General features: G+C 63.8%; 14 protein-coding genes. 4 read left to right on the forward strand and 10 right to left on the reverse strand.

What is annotated here, in order from left to right:
* Nucleotides 1-10: 10 nt before the first annotated feature.
* From ACVMIH_RS04690 to ACVMIH_RS04700, 3 genes are all read right to left on the reverse strand, one after another.
* Nucleotides 11-2215 carry an RNA degradosome polyphosphate kinase gene (locus ACVMIH_RS04690; protein ID WP_057019892.1) on the reverse strand — a complete coding sequence of 735 codons (2205 nt, stop codon included), beginning with the start codon at nucleotides 2213-2215 and terminating at the stop codon, nucleotides 11-13.
* Nucleotides 2216-2346: 131 nt separating this feature from the next.
* Nucleotides 2347-3024 carry a P-loop NTPase family protein gene (locus ACVMIH_RS04695; RefSeq protein WP_168856980.1) on the reverse strand — a complete coding sequence of 226 codons (678 nt, stop codon included), beginning with the start codon at nucleotides 3022-3024 and terminating at the stop codon, nucleotides 2347-2349.
* A gap of 88 nt (nucleotides 3025-3112) precedes the next feature.
* On the reverse strand, nucleotides 3113-3655 hold the full coding sequence (locus tag ACVMIH_RS04700) for a CDP-alcohol phosphatidyltransferase family protein (RefSeq protein WP_028332358.1): 543 nt from the start codon (nucleotides 3653-3655) through the stop codon (nucleotides 3113-3115).
* 160 nt (nucleotides 3656-3815) lie between these two features.
* Here ACVMIH_RS04700 and purM point away from each other — a divergent pair, with 160 nt between their 5' ends.
* Complete coding sequence (purM, locus tag ACVMIH_RS04705) at nucleotides 3816-4889, forward strand: phosphoribosylformylglycinamidine cyclo-ligase (protein ID WP_456860872.1); 1074 nt, start codon at nucleotides 3816-3818, stop codon at nucleotides 4887-4889.
* On the forward strand, nucleotides 4886-5536 hold the full coding sequence (gene purN, locus ACVMIH_RS04710; RefSeq protein WP_456860874.1) for a phosphoribosylglycinamide formyltransferase: 651 nt from the start codon (nucleotides 4886-4888) through the stop codon (nucleotides 5534-5536). The genes purM and purN overlap by 4 nt, the downstream gene beginning before the upstream one ends.
* A gap of 77 nt (nucleotides 5537-5613) precedes the next feature.
* Here purN and ACVMIH_RS04715 read toward each other — a convergent pair whose 3' ends face one another.
* The 3 genes from ACVMIH_RS04715 to ACVMIH_RS04725 all read right to left on the reverse strand — a co-directional run bounded on the left by ACVMIH_RS04715 (nucleotide 5614) and on the right by ACVMIH_RS04725 (nucleotide 9106).
* Nucleotides 5614-5817: a cold-shock protein gene (locus ACVMIH_RS04715; RefSeq protein WP_016847412.1), complete on the reverse strand. Its 204-nt coding sequence runs from the start codon at nucleotides 5815-5817 to the stop codon at nucleotides 5614-5616.
* Between the two features lie 356 nt (nucleotides 5818-6173).
* Nucleotides 6174-7322 (reverse strand): ribonuclease D, encoded by a 1149-nt coding sequence (rnd, locus tag ACVMIH_RS04720; protein ID WP_057019895.1) that lies wholly within the window; start codon nucleotides 7320-7322, stop codon nucleotides 6174-6176.
* 431 nt (nucleotides 7323-7753) lie between these two features.
* A complete protein-coding gene (locus ACVMIH_RS04725; protein ID WP_456860876.1) occupies nucleotides 7754-9106 on the reverse strand; it encodes an ISNCY family transposase in 1353 nt (450 codons plus the stop codon).
* 516 nt (nucleotides 9107-9622) lie between these two features.
* On the opposite strand from ACVMIH_RS04725, the gene ACVMIH_RS04730 reads away from it, so the two are divergent.
* A complete protein-coding gene (locus ACVMIH_RS04730) occupies nucleotides 9623-10345 on the forward strand; it encodes a GNAT family protein (protein ID WP_168856981.1) in 723 nt (240 codons plus the stop codon).
* Between the two features lie 382 nt (nucleotides 10346-10727).
* Nucleotides 10728-14195, forward strand: a complete 3468-nt coding sequence (locus tag ACVMIH_RS04735) for an ATP-binding protein (RefSeq protein WP_456860878.1) — start codon at nucleotides 10728-10730, stop codon at nucleotides 14193-14195.
* Between the two features lie 151 nt (nucleotides 14196-14346).
* Here ACVMIH_RS04735 and ACVMIH_RS04740 read toward each other — a convergent pair whose 3' ends face one another.
* The 4 genes from ACVMIH_RS04740 to ACVMIH_RS04755 all read right to left on the reverse strand — a co-directional run bounded on the left by ACVMIH_RS04740 (nucleotide 14347) and on the right by ACVMIH_RS04755 (nucleotide 18426).
* Complete coding sequence (locus ACVMIH_RS04740) at nucleotides 14347-15501, reverse strand: acyltransferase family protein (protein WP_456860880.1); 1155 nt, start codon at nucleotides 15499-15501, stop codon at nucleotides 14347-14349.
* Nucleotides 15502-15571: 70 nt separating this feature from the next.
* Complete coding sequence (chrA, locus tag ACVMIH_RS04745) at nucleotides 15572-16795, reverse strand: chromate efflux transporter (RefSeq protein ID WP_456860882.1); 1224 nt, start codon at nucleotides 16793-16795, stop codon at nucleotides 15572-15574.
* Between the two features lie 334 nt (nucleotides 16796-17129).
* On the reverse strand, nucleotides 17130-17651 hold the full coding sequence (locus ACVMIH_RS04750) for an OsmC family protein (RefSeq protein ID WP_057019900.1): 522 nt from the start codon (nucleotides 17649-17651) through the stop codon (nucleotides 17130-17132).
* Between the two features lie 280 nt (nucleotides 17652-17931).
* A complete protein-coding gene (locus tag ACVMIH_RS04755) occupies nucleotides 17932-18426 on the reverse strand; it encodes a YciE/YciF ferroxidase family protein (RefSeq protein ID WP_028344824.1) in 495 nt (164 codons plus the stop codon).
* Nucleotide 18427: the final 1 nt, after the last annotated feature.

Below are 18427 nucleotides of genomic sequence, written 5' to 3' on the forward strand. Positions count from 1 at the left end.
TAAGGCCCCCTTAAGACGATGGCTGCTGACGCTCGTTGCGACGCGTGAGACGGCGCGGTGAAGATTCCTTGAGAGACTTACCACGGCCGGACAGACTCGGATTTGTCATGAAGTAGTCATGCAGATTGAAGGGCTCTTCGCCTTTCGCGGCCTTCATACGCGTTGACGACCCATCCGGCAACAATTGCCAGCTTTGCTCGGTGTCCTTCAGGTTCGCGACCATGATCTGTTCGAGAACCTGCTGATGCACCGTGGGATTTTGCAGCGGACAGAGAACCTCGACGCGACGGTCGAGGTTCCGCGGCATCATGTCGGCGGACGAGATATACACAGCAGCTTTTGTGCTCGGCAGGCCCTGACCCATGCCGAAGCAATAGATTCGGCCGTGTTCCAGGAACCGGCCGATCACCGATTTGACGCGGATGTTCTCCGACAGTCCCGGCAGCCCCGGCCGCAGGCAGCAGATGCCGCGCACCACGAGCTCGACCGAGACGCCGGCCTGCGAGGCCTCGTACAGCGCGTCGATGATATCAGGGTCGACCAGCGCATTCATCTTCATCCAGACCGCGCCGGGCCGGCCGTGCTTGACGTGCGCGATCTCGCCGTGGATGTGCTCGATGATCCGCTTGCGCAGCGTCAGCGGCGACACCGCCATCTTCTCGATGTCGCTCGGCTCGGCATAGCCGGTGATGTAGTTGAAGACCCGCGCGACGTCGCGGCCGATGATCGGATCCGAGGTGAAGTAGGAGAGGTCGGTGTAGATGCGCGCGGTGACCGGGTGATAGTTGCCGGTGCCGGTGTGCACATAGGTCGTGAGATTGCCGCCCTCGCGGCGCACCACCATCGACAGCTTGGCATGCGTCTTCAATTCGATGAAGCCGTAGACCACCTGCACGCCGGCGCGTTCGAGGTCGCGGGCCCAGCGGATATTGGCTTCCTCGTCGAAGCGCGCCTTCAGCTCGATCAGCGCGGTCACCGACTTGCCGGCCTCGGCGGCTTCCGCCAGCGCGCGCACGATCGGCGAATTGTTCGAGGTGCGATAGAGCGTCTGCTTGATCGCGACCACGTCGGGATCGCGTGCCGCCTGCTGCAGGAACTGCACCACGACGTCGAAGGATTCGTAGGGGTGATGGACCACGAGGTCCTTCTGGCGGATGGCGGCGAAGATATCGCCGCCATGATCGCGCACCCGCTCGGGGTGGCGCGGCACATAGGGCGGGAATTCGAGGTCGGGGCGATTGAGGCGGGTGAGCTGCGACAGCTCGTTCATCGCCAGCACGCCGTCGACCAGGATCACTTCGTCGTCTGCGGCCGACAAGGCGTGCTGCACGAAGATGCGCAGCTCCTCTGGCATCGTGGCCTCGATCTCGAGCCGGATCACCGACCCGCGGCGTCGCCGCTTGAGCGCGGTCTCGAACAGGCGAACGAGGTCTTCGGCCTCTTCCTCGATTTCGAGTTCGGAGTCTCTGATGATGCGGAATGCGCCTTGGCCCTTGACGGTGTAGCCGGGGAACAGGCGGCCGATGAAGAGACCGGTGGCCTGCTCCAGCGTGATCAGCCGCGCCGGCGCGCCTTCCTTGTTGGAGGGGATGCGGATGAAGCGGTCGATCTTGCCGGGCATGCGGATCAGCGCGTTCATCGCCTTGCCGTCGGAGATCCGCGACAATTGCAGCGCCACCGTGAAGCCGAGATTCGGGATGAACGGGAAGGGATGCGCCGGGTCGATCGCCAGCGGCGTCAGCAGCGGGAAGATGCTGTGGAGGAAGTGATCCTCGATCCAGCTGCGCTCGGACTTGGTGACGTCGCGGCCGTCGACCAGTTGGATGCCGACCTTGGCCAGGATATCCCGCAGGTCGCTCCAGATCGCCTGCTGGTCGGAGGCGAGCTGCGAGACGGTCTTGTTGATCATCACGAGCTGATCGGCCGGCAGCAGGCCGTCCGGGCTGCGCTCGGTAATGCCCTCGCGGACCTGCGCCTTGATGCCGGCGACACGGACCATGAAGAACTCGTCGAGGTTATTCGCCGAAATCGACAGGAAGCGGACCCGCTCCAGCACGGGATGGCCGAGATTGACCGATTCCTCGAGCACCCGCCGGTTGAAGTGCAGCCAGGAGAGCTCCCGGTTGATGAAGCGTTCGGGGCTGGTCGCGATTGCGGGAATGGCGGGAAACTCCGCCTCTTTTTCTTTGATTTCAGTAGCTTGTGCCGAGTCCATAAAGTGCTGGTCCAATTCAGGGCAGGGGCCGGGGCGGTGTAGCCGAGAGCCGCAGAGACCATGTGATATTGCGATGACGTTTCGATGACATTGATGTTCCGCTCGCCTGCGCCGTCAAGCCGCGGGATGGATCAGGCGTCGCGCAACAGCTCCGCCGCCAGCGCCCGCGTGACGGGACGGCCGAGCCGGAGTGCCTCGGTATCCAGGAGCTCGACCGCCTGCCGGACGGCAACGTAGGAACGCTCGATCCGGTTGCTCAGATAGCTGACCAGCGGTTCGTCCACGCTCATCTGGCGGTCGGCGCAGAACTTGACGATCAGGCCGCGGAACAGCTGGTCGTCCGGCGGCAGCAGCGTCACGGTCGGCACCGCGCGGAGCCGCGACCGCAGGTCGCGCAATTCGATCTCGAACGCCGAGGGCGGAATGCGCGCCGTGATCAGCACGTAGGCATCGTCCTGGCGCGCCAGATTTAAAAGATGAAACATCGCGCGCTCGTCGAAATCCGCCGGCCTCAGGTCTTCGACGACGAGCGCACCGGTCGCAAGCGCGGTCGGCACCGTGTCGGCGGTCAGCGCATGCGCCGCGGTCGAGCGCGCGCCGGCGCTCTCGGCCCAGATCGCGGCGAGGTGGCTTTTGCCGGAGCCGTCAGGCCCGACCAGCAGCATGATTCGGTTTGGCCAGTCCGGCCAGCCGTCGATCAGCGCCAGCGCCGCCTCATTGGCAGGGCCCTCAAGGAAATCGTCGCGGGTCAGCTTCTCCTCGTGCGGCAGGGCCAAGGCCAATTGACGAGGTTGAACGCTACTGGCCACGCAAGTCTCCAAACCACTTCATTTTAGCCATGCGCAAACGCGTCGCGTTTGTCGCGGGAAAACCGGCTTCCACTTTTCCGGATCCCGCCTACCGAGCTTCGATCGTGCTCATGTGCCGCACCCACTCCACGAGATAGAGGGACACCGAACCCAAAGTAAAGATCGTGACCAGGCCCATCAGGATCAGGTCGTAAGGATGTGGCTGAAAGCCGAAGCCGAGCGAGGCCAGCACCAGCGCTGCGAACGCGACCTGCGCCACCGTGTTCAGCTTCGACACCATCAGCGGCTTCATCTCGACCGGCTTGTCGAACAACCATGACACAATCACGGCGGAGACGATCATGATGTCGCGTGACACCACGAGAATCACGATCCAGCGCGGCACCGCGCCCCAGATTCCGAGCGCGACATAGATCGACACCAGGAGCGCCTTGTCGGCGAGCGGATCGAGCAGGGCGCCGAGCTCGCTCGTCATGTTGAAGCGCTTGGCGAGGAAACCGTCGACCGCGTCCGAGACGCCGGCGATCACGAAGATCGCGAACGCAATCTCCATCTGGCTGGACACGATGGCCCAGACGATCACCGGCACCAGGATGATGCGGCCGAGGGTGATGATGTTCGGAATGCTCAACTTGGATCGCTTCCCGGCTAGAAGCCTGATTTTACTCGATATCCGGCTCTTTTGCGCAGCCGCCTTGTGTTATCTACATAGTATCGCGGCGGCAGCGCCGCGAGCCATTGCGCGGGGGCGGAATTCCTCGTAACCAGCCCCTGATCATCTGGAATTGGGCATGACCGAGCGCAAAAACGGGCTCACTTACGCGGATTCGGGTGTCGATATCGACGCCGGCAATCGACTGGTCGATCTGATCAAGCCGATGGTGCGGGCCACCGCGCGGCCTGGCGCGGACGCCGAGATCGGCGGTTTCGGCGGGCTGTTCGACCTCAAGGCCGCCGGCTTCAAGGATCCGGTCCTGGTGGCCGCGACCGATGGCGTCGGCACCAAGCTGAAGATCGCGATCGAGACCGGCATTCATGGCGGTATCGGCATCGATCTGGTCGCGATGTCGGTCAACGACCTCGTCGTGCAGGGCGCGGAACCGCTGTTCTTCCTCGACTATTTCGCCTGCGGCAAGCTGCACCCGGAGGCCACCGCGCAGATCGTCGCTGGTATCGCCGAGGGCTGCCGCGAATCCGGCTGCGCGCTGATCGGCGGCGAAACCGCCGAGATGCCCGGCCTCTACAAGGATGGCGATTACGACCTCGGCGGCTTTGCGGTCGGCGCGGCCGAGCGCGGCACGCTGCTGCCGACCGCGGATATCGCGGCGGGCGATGCCGTGATCGGGCTGGCTTCCTCCGGCGTGCACTCCAACGGCTATTCGCTGGTGCGCAAGATCGTCGAGCAGTCCGGCGTTGCCTATGACGCGCCGGCGCCGTTCGCGCCGGTCATGACGCTTGGCGCCGCGCTGCTGACGCCGACCCGGCTCTATGTGAAATCCTGCCTGCGCGCGATCCGCGACACCGGCGCGGTGAAGGGGTTCGCCCACATCACCGGCGGCGGCTTCACCGACAACATTCCGCGCGTGCTGCCGAAGCATCTCGGCGTCGGCATCGATCTGGCGCGGCTGCCGGTGCTGCCGGTGTTCAAATGGCTGGCCGAGCAGGGCGGCATCGCCGAGCTCGAGCTGCTGCGCACCTTCAACTGCGGCATCGGCATGATCGCGATCGTCAAGGCTGATGCGGTCGACGCCGTGACCGAGGCGTTCACCGCCGGCGGCGAGACGGTGACACTGCTCGGCGAGGTGATCGAGGCCAAAGGCGAGCATCGCGTGGTCTATAACGGTCATCTCGATCTCTCGCGATGAAGCGCCGCGTCGCCATCCTGATCTCCGGCCGCGGCTCCAACATGGCCGCGCTGATCGAGGCTGCGAAGGCTGAGGATTTCCCGGCCGAGATCGTGGCTGTGATCTCGAACCGTGCCGATGCTGCCGGGCTCGAGAAGGCGGCCGCGAGCGGCATTGCGACCATCGTCATCGAGAGCAAGCCGTTCGGCAAGGACCGCGCCGGCTTCGAGGCCGTGCTGCAGCGGGCGCTCGACGACAGGCAGGTCGAGTTGATCTGCCTCGGCGGCTTCATGCGGCTGTTCACCGCCGAGTTCGCGCGGCACTGGTACGGGCGGATGCTCAACATCCATCCCTCGCTGCTGCCTTGCTTTCCGGGTCTCGATCCGCACGGCCAGGCGTTGCGTGCAGGGGTCAAGCTGTCCGGAGCGACGGTGCATTTCGTGATCCCGGAGACCGACGCCGGACCGATCGTGATGCAGGGCGCGGTCACGGTCGCTGACGACGACACGGCCGAGACGCTCGCCGCGCGCGTGATCACCATCGAGCATCGCATCTATCCGGAGGCGCTGCGGCTGCTGGCGAGCGGCCGGCTCAAGCTGGAAGGCGATCTCTGCAGGACCCTGGGCAGCGGCGCAACCAACCATACCCTGATCGCGCCGGCGCCTTAGCGCGCGGTTGCAGGAGACATCCCCCGGGGTGATGCGGCCGGGGGAGGCATCAGGATGAATTCCGCTGGCAGCGGCGTTCAGTGAACCTTGAGGTTCTCTGCCGACGCCTTGCCGCGGTTCTCCACCAGCTCGTACTCGACGGACTGGTTCTCGTTCAATGTGCTGAGGCCCGCGCGCTCGACCGCCGAGATGTGGACGAACACGTCCTTGTCGCCGACGGCTGGCTTGATGAACCCGTAACCTTTGGTCGGGTTGAACCATTTGACGGTACCCTTCGGCATCGTCTCTCTCCCAGTTTAGACATAAAAAAGACGCGGCCACGTTTTCCGCGTGCCACGCCACAAGCGGACTTTGCGCTGTCTGTTCACTTCCCGGGTCGTCAGATCCAAAGTCTTCAAGTCCGAAGTTTCGCCTCTCGAGGCCCTGTACATCGAAGCCTTGGATATCAACGTCGCGAAACGCACAGTCGAACGGCCGCAAATCCGATTGTGGACGGATTGCAACACGAAAATTGCGCCTTAGCAAGCGCGGTGGTTTTGCGTGACGCAACCTCAGCCTGTGCCGGTCGAACTCCGGGGCAACACGTTCGGCCACTGGCCGACTGCCGGTGGAACCTGGCGGGCACCAGGCGGACGCGCTAACCCCGGTCCACCCGCACCACGCGGCCCTTGTCGATCGCGAGCGCAAGCTGGCCGTGCTTGAGCTTGAGCGCGGCCTCGCCGAACAGTTCGCGGCGCCAGCCGTGCAGGGCGCCGACCTCGGCCTGATCGCTGGCCGCGATCTGCTCGAGGTCGTCGACGGTGGCGATCACCTTGCTGGCGACGCCGTGGCGCTCCGAGGTCATGCGCAGCAGCACCTTCAACAGCTCGACGGTCGCCGCGCCGTTGGAATTGTTTCTCGGCTTCTCCAGCTTGGGCAGCATGGCCTGGTCGCGGGCGAGCCCGCGCTGCACGGCGGCAATGATGTCAGCGCCCCATTTCGAGCGCTCAAAGCCCTTCGGCAGCGAGCGCAGATTGCCGAGCTTCTCCAGCGAGGTCGGCGCATGGGTGGCGATATCGCCGACCGCATCGTCCTTGAGCACGCGCGAGCGCGGCACGTCGCGGCTCTGCGCCTCCTGCTCGCGCCAGGCCGCGACCTCGATCAGCACCGCGAGCTCGCGCGGCTTGCGGACGCGGGTCTTGAGCCGCTCCCAGGCGCGCTCCGGATGGAAGTCGTAGGTCTTCGGCGAGGTCAGGACCTCCATCTCCTCGCTGACCCAGTCACTGCGGTCGCGCTTCTTCAGATCGGCATCGAGGGCTGCGAACACTTCGCGCAGATGCGTCACGTCGGAGACGGCGTAGTGGAGCTGCTCGTCGGTCAGCGGCCGGCGCGACCAGTCGGTGAAGCGATGGGTCTTGTCGGGGCGGTGGCCGGTGACGCGGTCGACGAGCTGGTCGTAGGCGATGCTGTCGCCATAGCCGAGCACCATGGCGGCGACCTGGGTGTCGAAGATCGGATGCGGGATCGTGCCGGACAGGTGCCAGACGATTTCGATGTCCTGCCGCGCGGCGTGGAATACCTTGAGCACGGCCTCGTTCGACATCAGGTCGAAGAACGGCTTGAGGTCGATGCCGGGTGCCAGCGCGTCGACCACGACGGCTTCGTCCGCGCTCGCCATCTGCACGACGCAGAGCAGCGGATAGTAGGTCGTCTCCCGCAGGAACTCGGTGTCGACAGTGATGACCTTGTGTTTGGCGAGCCGGTCGCAGGCGGCGGCGAGGTCGGAGGTCGTGCTAATCAAATCCATGAAGTGTCCATAACGGCTTGACCACACGCGTTCTGCCGAAAGGGCAGCTATGTCAAGGGTCTTGCAGGGATTTTGGCCCTGCGCGGGGTGAGGGACGGGCCATTTTTGAATTGATTGGGCGTGATTCGAGGGTGTTTTCGGCCCGGTCGTGCCGGCAGTTCGTCGGTCGTCCGCCACCTTCGGTGTCACCGCCCGGCTTGACCGGGCATGACGATCGGGGGCTGAGCGCCACAGGCGATAGCCCGCTGGCGCCGGGGCGCACGACCAAAATATCGAAAACAACCCCATGCAAAGGAGCCGACAGCTAGCGTGTTCGACACGGCAACTGTCCGTAGCGGGTGAAGATGTCGTGTTTTTGTAGCTCGTGATCTGTCGCCTTCGTTTCTGATTTGCAGGGGAGCCGGAAGGCGGGGACGGCTTTCCCTGATTGATCATGCCACGGCTGTTGTGGCGGTTTTAGCCCTGTGGGTGAGTTTCTTTGTTCGACTTGAAGCCCGTTTCTCCGTCCCGACCCGCGCTTTCTCGACGGCGGCGCGCGCAGGAGCGGTCAAGGACGCGCGCTTGCGCGCCCGCCAGGGCTTGTCCTTGACGGCTCCGAGCACACCGCCAGGCTGAGGCGCGTCGGGGCTGATCTGCTGTCCGTTGGCGCTAAACATCGCCAACCGATGCGGTCCAAGGAACACGCTGACGGTGCCATCGGGATACTCATGGAGCCGCACCACAGCCTTGACGAAGTGAGGTCTGAGCCGGCTCTGCGGCAACTGCAGCCGCCGACCGTTCCATGCAACGGTATTGTCGTTGGCGACGGTTCGCTCCTCGATCACGCACAGCGCCTCGCGCCAGGCCTCATGCCGATCGGCCACGAATGCCGTGCCTTCCTGTTCGGGCTTGATCGCAAACGCGGCGTTGTGCCCGGGGATGTAATGCGCCTTCAGCCACGCGTTGGCAGCCTCAACCGTCGTGATCCCGGCAAGCCGCAGCTCCTTCGGCAGCCGATCCTGCAAGGTGCCGAACACCCGCTCGGAGCGCCCGCGCGCCTGCGGCGAATAGGCTGCGATATGCTCGATCCCAAGATGCGACAAAGCCCGTCCCACCTGGGTTTGTTGCGTCTTCGAGATCTTCTCGCCAGCTTTTGGGGTCAGGAAATAATGGCTGCCGCGGTCGGTGTAGAGCGCGCAGAACAGGCCATGCTCGCCAATCACTTCGCGCAAGGCCTGGAAGGTCGAGGCCGTTCCTTCTTCCTCGACCAGCACCATCGAGTAGATCTCGCTGGTCGCATCGTCCATCGTGACGATCAGGTCCCTCGCGGGCAGGCCTTCGATCCAAACGTGGCGCGATCCGTCCTGGTGCAGCAGCATGCCCCGAAGCGGCCGCCGCGGCCGCTTCTTGCGGTGCGCCGAACGCTTCGGAGCCTTCCGCACCAGCCCCGCCGCGTGCAGCGCCAGCTTCGTCACCGTATAGCCCAGCACATAGTCGTGCCGCTTTTGCATCTGCTCGTGGAAGTGCTTCACCGTGAAGTCCGCGTACTTGTCCCGGTACAGCGCAAGCATCCGTTCCAGCGCCTCCTCCGGCGCCCGCCGTGGCGAACGACGCCCCAGCCGGCGGTCGACAAGCCCGTCGTCGCCCTCCGCCTCATAGCGCTCCGCCCAGCGTTGAAACGTCCGAACACTGATCCCAAGAACCTCCGAAGCTGCCTCCTGCGTCAGTTCCTTCGCCTCCGTCCGATCCAGCAAATCTGAAAACCGCATCCGTCGTACACCCTCGTGAATGGATGCCGTGCTCATCGTGCCCCCCTTGTTCCGGAGCACCGAAAACACGACACTTCACGAGCTACAAACAGGCGACAGATCACGAGCTACTGACAGTGTTCGACACGGCAACTTGACACGTCGGGCAAATCAGCGATATTTTTCCATTATTCCGAAGTCATGCGTCGCCACGCTTGGGGCTGTGACATTTGCGGACTTCTGCAACCGACCCGTCATGGTGACGAGGCGCACCGCGCCGTCATTGCGTCCCCACTTGCAGCTTTGATCGCCCGGCTCGACCGGTTGAATCCGCCCAGTATTCCAGAGACAGTTGTGCTCGAACCGAGAGGCCGCGGCGTACTGGATCGCCCGCTTTCGCGGACGATGACAGTCGTAGTGGGGGCGCGCCGCTGCGGGAGCTTGCGCCGTCGGGATGGCGATTTGGGTCAACCGGAGTGCTGAGCTTTCTCGGGGCCGGCTTGCCTGGCCGATCATGGGTGCCGTATTCTGCCAAAGCAACCTGAAGTCGATGACCAACGAGGAGCCGCTATCGTGATCGCGACGCAGCCCGGGGCTGTCACCAGCGAGCTGTTTCAAATCGCCTCTGAAGTCCCGGAACAACGCCGCGATGCAGTGCTCGATAGCATCAACAGCATCATCGACACGAATTGGCTGACGGAGGAAAAGTTCTGGTCCCGCGAACACTCTCCGTTCAAGCCCGACCACGGCATTGTCCTGCTCCACCACGGCGGTGAATGCGTGGCTTACCTCATCATTCAGCGCCTCGCCCTTGCCAGCACGTCGGTGATCTATCTCTCGGGTACCGCCGTCAGAGACACGCATCGTGGTCGCGGCTCTTTCAAGCGGATATTCGATGCCGCTATGACGGCGGAGTTCGGTCACCCGGCGGCGCCGGCTGACTTCTGCTTGTGCTGGCGGACGAGAAATCCCGTCATCTACGTGCTGGGTCGCGCGCAGTGCCGCAGCGTCGTGTCCGCTATCTCGGACGACACGCACGCGGATGATCTCGACGATCTCTGTCTCAAACTGGCTGCAACCCTGTACCCTCGTCAAACCGTCGAGAAGACGACGATGGTGATGCGGGGGGCCTATGGCCGGCTTCGCTATCGCGATGAGCCGACGACCCAAACCTCGCCGGATGTCGACCGATGGTTCGCGCAGACCATCCCCAACAGCGCTGACGCGGTGTTCTGTGCCGGATTGGCGAGCAATCGCTGGTCACGGCACCGGGCAGCGTTGCCAAGGACTGGATAGCCCCAGACGGGCAACTCGGTGGCAGGGGCTGCCTGTCATAGCGCGCAAAATCGAATGGCTCCGCGCGCAAATTCGTGAGTCACGCCGTCGTTCGCCGGGCGCCTTTGTCGCGCCGAGTACCGAACATGCCGGAGGTTGGATGATGGCGCCCGAGGGGGCGACTCTGGTTTCGCCTACAGCGCCATCGCAGTCGGCGAAGGGCCAAAATACCAGCGCGTGCGCTATCTCGAATATCCGAGTGACCGAGGGCAGAGTGCGTCTTCGATCGGTCTGCTCCTTGTTTTCGCACTTTGTGAACGCGTCCAGTCTGGGGTAAACAGGTCCCTTGGCATCGTCGAACGAGGCCCATTGTCGCCAATGGCCCGCAGTCGGACGGATCACAATGCCGGAGAAACAGCCAAGCGCCGATATGGAGGCTGCTCTCAAGCACTGGCTCGAAACCGTTGATCTCGGCCAGTATAGCGACCTCTTTGTCCTGCATCGCATCGGTTTGGACATCCTGCCCGATTTGACCGAGCAGGATCTGGTCGAACTTGGACTTCCGCTGGGAGACCGCAAGCGCTTGCAGCGCGCGGTTGCTTCCCTGACCCGTTCGGCAAAAGGTCCCGCCGGCGGTAGGAGCGTCGCGGAAAGCGCGGCGGTGAGCGCCGAGCGGCGCCAGCTGACCGTGATGTTCTGCGACATGGTCGGTTCGACCTCGCTGTCCGAGCAGTTCGATCCCGAAGACGTCCGCGACGTGATCGCGAGCTTCAGGGAAAAGTGCGTCAGCGTGGTCAAGCGGTACGAAGGCTTCGCGGCCCGCTACCTTGGGGACGGCATTCTGGTCTATTTTGGCTATCCGAATGCGCATGAGGATGACGCCGAGCGGTCGGTGCGTGCGGCGCTCGAAATTGTACGGAGCCTGTCGTCGGCGAGAGCGAGCGACGCCCGCGACGTTGCAAGTCATGGGCCCAGTGTGCGCATCGGGATTGCGACCGGCCTTGTTGTCGTCGGAGACCTGGTTGGACAGGACACCGAGGAGCACGATTCCGCAGTCGGCGAGACGCCAAATCTGGCTGCCCGTCTGCAGGCCTTGGCGCCTCCGGACGGCGTCGTGATTGCGTCTTCGACGCAATCCCTGCTGAGAGGAAAGTTCGACTACCAGGACTTCGGATTTCACGCGCTGAAGGGGATATCCGCGAAGGCCCAGGCCTGGCTCGTGGTTCGGCCCTGCCGCGCCGAGACGCGATTTGCCGCAGCCATGGGCTCCCGATTGACGCCGCTGGTCAACCGCACCGAAGAGGTGGCGTTGCTGCTCACGCGTTGGCAGCAAGCGAAAGCCCATGAGGGGCAGGTCGTGCTGCTGACCGGCGAGCCGGGAATTGGAAAATCCAGGATCGTTCAGGAATTGCGGGAGCGGATCGCGGGTGATCAGCACGGACAAGTTTCGTTCCAGTGCTCTCCCTATTACAGCAGCACCGCTTTTCACCCCTTCATCGAGCATCTCAAATTCGCGCTCGGCCTTGACGGCGAGAACGCGTCTGCGCTTTGGCTGACAAAGCTTGAAGCTGGTGTCGCCGCCTCGAACGGCGAGGCGGACACAGTGGTGCCGATCCTTGCGGCGTTGCTTTCAATTCCCACCGGGGACCGCTACGCGGCCCTGGATCTCTCGCCGCAACAGCTGAAGGATGCGACGATCGCCACGCTCGTCAACCATCTGCTCGCGCAAGCGCGCGAGCAGACGCTCCTGATCGATTTTGAGGACGCACATTGGATCGATCCCACCTCGCGGGCCGTGCTCGATCTGCTGGTGGAGAACGTTCGCACCACGTCGATCCTTGTCGTGATCACCTGTCGTCCGGAGTTTCAGCCGGGCTGGAAGGATCACGCGCACACCATCAGTGCGAACCTCAAGCGTCTCGGCCGACAGGTCCGCACGATATTGGTCGAACGTGTGGCTGGAGAAAAGGAGCTTCCCGGAGAGGTGATTGAGGACATCATTGTCAAAACCGATGGCGTGCCGCTCTTCCTTGAAGAGCTGACCAAGGCCGTTCTCGAATCCGACGTCTTGACTGAGCAACATGGACGTTACGTCTTGTCCGGTCCGTGGCATCAGCTCGCTATTCCCGCGACATTGAACGATTCCCTGATGGCCCGCCTCGACCGGATGGGATCGTTCAAGAAAATCGCGCAGATCGGCGCCACCATCGGCCGCGAGTTTTCTTATGAGATCCTTCGCGAGGTTGCCGAAGCGCCGGCGGACCAGATCGAAGCCGCCCTGAACCATCTGGAGGCAGCCGGATTGATCGTCCGCTTCGGCTTTCTGCCGGAGGCGCTGTACTCGTTCAAGCACGTGATGATCCAGAATGCGGCGCATGAAAGCTTGTTGCACAGGGAAAGACGGACGCTGCACGCCAAGATCGGACGCGTGCTGGCCGAAAAATATCCGGAAAAGATCGAGCGCGAACCGGAGCTTCTCGCCTACCACCTGACCGAGTCTGGACAAAGCGAGCCGGCCGCGGGTTTCTGGCTCAAGGCCGGAAAGCAGGCCGCGATGAAGGGTGCGACTCTGGAGGCGATCGGTCATTTGCGTCGTGGGCTCGGGGTTCTGCAAGCCTCACCCGGCATGCAGGGCCGAAACGAGTCCGAGCTTGAGCTTCGCATCGCCCTGGGCACCGCCCTGATCGCGGCAAAGGGATACGCCGTGCAGGAAGTCGAGGAGAACTATGTTCGCGCGCTCGAACTCGGCCGGAATCTTGGCAACATGGCGAAGGTCTTTGCGGCGACGCGCGGACTTTGGGTGTGCCACTTCATCCGCGGCGATCTCGCACGGGCGCATGAGCTGAGCGCGGAGCTCCTGCAGTTCGCAAGGCGCGAGGCATCGAACCAAAGTTCGTCCGCGACGCAACAGACGGGATATCTGATCGAGGCGCATCGGGCGATCGCGATGACCATGCTGTACCGCGGGCGGTTTGTCGCCGCCGAACATCACCTTCATCGCTTCAGGAATCTGTACAGTCCTGATCTACACGGCGCCCTGACGGCAACGCATGGCATCCATCCTGGCATCGTCTCGCTCTCGTATCTCGGGTACGTGTCGTGGTTTCTGGGCCGTCCTGACGCGGCGCGCCGATATAGCCAGCAGGCTATTTCGGAAGCGGAAGACCTTCGCCACCCCTTCACGCTGTCATTTGCGCTGACATTCGGCGCCTACGTTTGCCAGCACCTCCGCGATGTCGAAGGGACCCACGACTACACCAACAGGGCACTGGCTCTCTCATCGGAACACGGCTTCCTGCATTGGAAGCATCAGACGACCATCCTGCGAGGATGGGCGATGACCGAGCTCGGGAATGTCGATGAGGGATTGAACCAGATGCGAATGGCTATCGACGGCTACGAGGGCATGAGCGCCCGGCTAGCCAGTTGCTGGTTCAGAAGCCTGCTCGCGAAGGCTTATGCAAGTGCCGGCTTGCCGGATGCTGCCTTGCACGAACTCGACAGCGCACTGGCGATCGGGAGAAGAACGGGAGAGCATTTTTACGAAGCCGAGATCTATCGTCTGCAAGGTGAGATGATGCTCAATGATTCGAGATCATCGTCCGTTGAATCCGCCGAGCGAATGTTCCTCGCCTCGATCGAGCTGGCGCGCAGGCAAAGCGCGCGGTCCTTTGAATTACGGTCAGCTGTCAGCCTGGCGCGCTTATGGCGACATTCCGGCAAACAGGCGCGAGCAGCCGAGCTGTTACTACCCGTCGTTCGAACGTTCACGGAAGGTCTAGGTACGCCTGACGTCAAGGAAGCGCTCGAGCTGGCGAATGAACTGGCAATGGAAATCCCCGGAGATCAAGAATGGAGCGGGCGGGTCTAAGGATACAGAGGCGCCCCGGGGCCCGTCCGCCCGCTTGCGCCTGACCGTCGTCTCCACGCATCGCAGATGAATGATGGTGTTCGCTTCGGCCCAAGTTCGCGGCGGCGGCAACGTTGGGTGGATGCTGTTCCGGCGATGTGCGCCGGACTGATCAGCGGTTGGCGATGCTGCTGGCCTCGATTGGCGAGGCAACGTCGTCCCGATCGATCCGGGCTTCGTTCGCGCGAACGCGTGACGGCCATCCGTGCCGCGAGGCCAGCGTCGTCAGCCTGTCCCTGACGAGATAATGCGCGGGGCCTTCGAGGAAGCGCCAGACGAGCCATGCCAGCACCACCATGCCCGTCACGACCAGCGCGGTCGACAGCCCGTCCGGCGTTGGTGTGATCAAGAGCAGGATGACGTAGCCGAGCTGCAGATGCAGCAGATAGAGCGGATAGGTGATGCCGCCGACGGCCCTGACGAGGCCTGCAGGCAGGGCTACCGACTTGATGCGAGTGGCGGCGAACACGATGCCGAGCGAGACGATGCAGATCACCGTCACGACGCGGGGATCGAAGCTGCCATGGGTGTGGACGCCGAGCCGCTCCAGCTTGTGCACGGCCTGGAACGTCGCCGTGCCGATCGCCAGCGTCAGCAGGCTGTACAGCCTGGTGTCGCGCCGTCCCCGGTAGTGCTCATAGATCAGGAGCCCGACGGCGAAGAAGCCGCTGTCGTCGGCCATGAACAGCTTTTCGAACAGGGGAACGTCGAGGGTCAGCTCGTTGGCGAAGGTGATTGCGATCCACGCCACGATGAGCGTGTCGATGCGCCGCGGAAAGATGCCCCAGGCCAGGAACAGCGTGATCCAGACGTAGAATACGACCTCGATCACCAGCGACCAGTAGGCGTCGTCCATGTAGGGCTGACCGAGCATCGGGGCTGCGATAAAGAGGTTTGCCAGCCATTGCCCCCACGTCACGTGGAAGTACGCGTGGCCCAACAGCAGCGTCGCGAGGAAGGTCAGCGTCATGCAGATGACGAAGGTCGGATAGATCCGGCTGAAGCGGGCGATCGCGAAACCGACCGGCGTGCGGCCTTCGGCGGAATAGGCGATGACGAAGCCAGAGATCGCGAAGAACACGGGGACGCCGAGGAAGCCGTATTGCGCGACCGGGGCGAGGTACGGCATCGCCACCTTTTGCACGCCGTTCGATGCCACGCCCCAGAAGCCGTAGTGATACAGGATCACGGCCCCGACCGCGGCGAGCCGCAGCAGGTCCAGCACGGGAACCCGGGTCGGATCCGGTTGTTTAGAAACGCTCGGCATATATCCGCTATCGTGGCGGCGAGGCATGAAGGCGTTCTTAATCCACCCGGCGAAACGACCGCGCGATCGTTCACGATTGCAGGAGCCCCGTGGCGATGCCGGCGGCCGCGCTGAGCACGACCACCACGAGCGGCGGCGCGCGCCATGCCGTGAGCAGGACGAAGCCGGCCAGCGCGATGCCGAAATCGAGCGGACGGTGCACGCTGCTGGTCCACACCGGATTGTAGAGCGCGGCCCCCAGAAGGCCGACGACGGCGGCGTTGATGCCGCGCATCATCGCCTGCGCCGCCGGCCGTTTGCGAAAGCTATCCCAGAACGGCAGCGCCGCGAGCAGCACGAGAAGTCCCGGCAGGAAGACGCCGACGAGGCCGGCGATCGCGCCCGGCAGGCCGCCGATCACGGCGCCGAGATAGGCGGCAAAGGTGAATAGCGGGCCCGGCACCGCCTGCGCGGCGCCATAGCCCGTCAGGAACGCATCGTCGCCGATCCAGCCCGGCGTCACCACGGCTTCGCGCAGCAGCGGCAACACGACGTGGCCGCCGCCGAACACCAATGCGCCCGAGCGGTAGAAGGCCTCGAACAGGCCGAGGCCGGGCCATGTCCGCGACAGCAGCGGCAGTCCGACCAACAGCGCGACGAACAGGATCAGCGCTGCGCCGCCAACGCGGCGCGATACCGGCATCGCGATAAGGGTGACCCCGTTGGCCTGTTGCGCCTGGCAGAACCAAAGCCCGGCGACAGCGCCGAGAATGATCGCGCCGATCTGCGCGATCGACGACGAACTGGCGAGGATGACGAGTGCTGCGACCGTCGCGATCGAGGCGCGTTCGCGATCGGGGCAAAGCGAGCGCGCCATGCCCCAGACGGCCTGGGCGACGATCGCCACCGCAACCAGCTTGAGGCCATGCACCAGGCCGCTACCCGCAGGGCCGCTCAATCCGCTGGCGCCAAAGGCAAACAGCACGAGCGCGATCGCCGAGGGCAGCGTGAATCCGGTCCAGGCGGCCAGCGCCCCCAAGTACCCGGCGCGCATCAGGCCGAGCGAAAAGCCGACCTGGCTGCTCGCAGGGCCCGGCAGGAATTGGCAGAGCGCGACCAGATCCGCATAGGCCTGTTCGTCAAGCCAGCGCCTGCGGGTGACGAACTCGTCGCGGAAATAGCCGATATGGGCGATCGGGCCGCCGAAGCAGCTGACGCCGAGCTTGAAGAAGATGAGCAGCACCTCGAGCGGCGAGTGCGTCGAGCTCGCGGTGGCGGGCGGTGTGCCGGGCTGCGGGACGTCGGTGTTGTTCAAGCGTCGTCAATTCCCGCAATTTGCGTCCCAGGTCGGGACTCGTCAGCGCGAGCATATCGCCATTCGATGACGTTTGAGCGCCTTATTTCTCGCGGCTCTCACTCGTAGCGGATGTTCTTCGACGGCCGGCGCGCGGCGGGCATCGCCAGCACGACGAGACAGAGCGCGATCATCGCCAATCCCATAAATTCGAATGCAAATGCGTCCACGGGCCATTCTCCCCATCAGAAACAGTTAGACTTGTTGGGGGAGCGTTGACGCGCTGTTAAGCCTTATGGTTACCGCAGCCGGCCTCGGCGCATGGTGGAGAGTGAGTTAACGCTCACATGGCACGTTAGGCGGCCACACTCAGCGGTCCGGTGCGCAACTTCAGATCCACCGGCGTCGGGTTGCGCAGGATGTCCAGCACGGGGCAATGACGGTCGACGGTTTCCTTCAGCCGGGCGATGTCAGCCGCGGAGGCCGGACTGTCGATGGCGACCTCGGCCTCGATCTGCTGGAAACCGGCGCGCACGTCTGGATCGACGCTGAAGAAGCCGCGCAGATCGATGGCGCCCGACAGCTTGACGGAGACGCCGTTGAGGGGAATGCCGAGCGCGTCGGCATAGAGCCGATAGGTGATCTCCTGGCATGAGCCGAGCGCGGCGAGGATGTACTCGACCGGGTTCGGTGCGGTGTCCTTGCCGCCCAGCGCCGGCGGCTCGTCGACGCTGACGTTGAATTGCCGCACGGCAACGCGGCTATTGACGCCGTCGCCGAGTTGCGAAGTCGCCTGGAACACGGCCTGCGCCTGCGCCGGATCGGCGCCGAGCGCCTGTTGGGTGTCTGCGAAAACCTGCTTGAACCTGAAGCTCATCGTTCGTCTCCCCCATGGCATCGATCATGAGAGGCTGATCGAACGGCCCATGCAGGGCAATAGTCGCGAGATAAAAACGACAGCAGCTCCGCGAAGCGCGAAATTTGCAGCAGCATTTTTCCCGCGCGCGTCGATGCGTAGGATGAGTAGAGCCAACGGGGCCGCGCAAGGCGCGTCCAGATGATAGAACTCCGCGAAACCCATAGTGGTGCCGCTCGCGAGATGAGCTGATGGGTTTCGCTGCGCTCTACCCATCCTACGGGCTACCCATCCTGCCGCGTCACGCGGCGAGGGCGTCCTGGTTGATCTCACCCTTGGCGAGCGCCGTCAGCAGCGTGTCGACGTGCCGCTCTTCGTCGAGACTGTCGTGCAGGAGCCGCTGGTCGTCGCGCAGGTTGAGCTGGCCTGCGAGGGCGGCCGCGCTGCCATAGGCGGCGATCTCGTAATGCGCGAGCTTCTGCGCCGACGCGACGAGGCCGGCATCGCGCAGATTGTCGTCGGGCAGCAGCGAGACCATCTTGGCGGTCTCGTGGATCAGCGCCTGCATGGCCTGGTCGGTGTGCTCCAGCGGATCGGCCCCGTGCATCCGCAGCAGCGACTTCAACCGCTCGCCCTGCACGATGGTCTCGCGGTGATGGCGGCTGAACGCATCCTTGAGCGACGGATGCGAGGCGATCTCCGCCATCCGCGCCAGCGCCACGGCGAGCTGCTCCTCGACGCTTGCGAGTTCCTGAAGCTCGGCGACATACATGTCCTTGAAGCTGGTGATCCTCATC

The sequence above is a fragment of the Bradyrhizobium sp. USDA 4503 genome, from assembly GCF_054055815.1.

Bases quoted from the DNA above. Each gene is read 5' to 3' on its own strand.
- ACVMIH_RS04725 (WP_456860876.1), bottom strand. From the start codon at position 9,106: ATGAGCACGGCATCCATTCACGAGGGTGTACGACGGATGCGGTTTTCA.
- ACVMIH_RS04715 (WP_016847412.1), bottom strand. From the start codon at position 5,817: ATGCCGAAGGGTACCGTCAAATGGTTCAACCCGACCAAAGGTTACGGG.
- ACVMIH_RS04740 (WP_456860880.1), bottom strand. From the start codon at position 15,501: ATGCCGAGCGTTTCTAAACAACCGGATCCGACCCGGGTTCCCGTGCTG.
- purM (WP_456860872.1), top strand. From the start codon at position 3,816: ATGACCGAGCGCAAAAACGGGCTCACTTACGCGGATTCGGGTGTCGAT.
- ACVMIH_RS04735 (WP_456860878.1), top strand. From the start codon at position 10,728: ATGCCGGAGAAACAGCCAAGCGCCGATATGGAGGCTGCTCTCAAGCAC.
- rnd (WP_057019895.1), bottom strand. From the start codon at position 7,322: ATGGATTTGATTAGCACGACCTCCGACCTCGCCGCCGCCTGCGACCGG.
- ACVMIH_RS04750 (WP_057019900.1), bottom strand. From the start codon at position 17,651: ATGAGCTTCAGGTTCAAGCAGGTTTTCGCAGACACCCAACAGGCGCTC.
- ACVMIH_RS04755 (WP_028344824.1), bottom strand. From the start codon at position 18,426: ATGAGGATCACCAGCTTCAAGGACATGTATGTCGCCGAGCTTCAGGAA.
- purN (WP_456860874.1), top strand. From the start codon at position 4,886: ATGAAGCGCCGCGTCGCCATCCTGATCTCCGGCCGCGGCTCCAACATG.
- ACVMIH_RS04690 (WP_057019892.1), bottom strand. From the start codon at position 2,215: ATGGACTCGGCACAAGCTACTGAAATCAAAGAAAAAGAGGCGGAGTTT.